Source organism: Staphylococcus sp. HMSC059F04, assembly GCF_001812565.1.
Taxonomy (GTDB): Bacteria; Bacillota; Bacilli; order Staphylococcales; family Staphylococcaceae; genus Staphylococcus; species Staphylococcus lugdunensis.
On record NZ_KV809478.1, the window covers coordinates 1 to 618 of the forward strand.

Annotated in this window: 1 protein-coding gene; it reads right to left on the bottom strand. The window is 42.6% G+C overall.

Annotated elements, in window-relative coordinates; translation table 11 throughout:
- A partial coding sequence (locus HMPREF2864_RS08760) for a Rib/alpha-like domain-containing protein (RefSeq protein WP_256277707.1) occupies window positions 1-618 on the bottom strand: 618 nt, incomplete at both ends.

Here is a 618-nt window from a genome sequence, read left to right on the forward strand (position 1 = left end):
CCGGTACATCCACATGATCTTTTGTGCCATCTGGATATGTCACTGTCACTGGTACATTGTGTATACCTGGGGTTTGACCATCTGGTAATGTGTTTGGATTATCTACTGTTACTACTGGTGTACCTTTTGAACTTGGATAATCTGGTACGGTTACCACTTTTTTGACTTCATCCGCTGTTGTCGGTGTACCAAAGTCTTTTGTGACTGGTGTTACTTTTGGTTCGTATTTATCTTTGTCTGGTTGTTCTTTCACTGTTACCGGTACATTCACATGATCTTTTGATCCATCTGGGTATGTCACCGTTGCTGGTACTGTATATGTGCCAGGCGTTTGACCATTTGGTAATGTGCTTGGATTATCTACTGTTACTACTGGTGTGCCTTTTGAACTTGGATAATCCGGTACGGTTACCGCTTTGGTTACGTCATCTGTTGTTGTTGGTGTGCCAAAATCTTTTGTGATTGGTGTTACTTTTGGTTCGTGTCTACTACTATCAGGATCACCAACCGTTACCGGTACATTCACATGGTCTTTTGTGCCATCTGGATATGTCACCGTCACTGGCACATTATGCGTACCTGGGGTTTGACCATTTGGTAATGTGCTTGGATTATCTA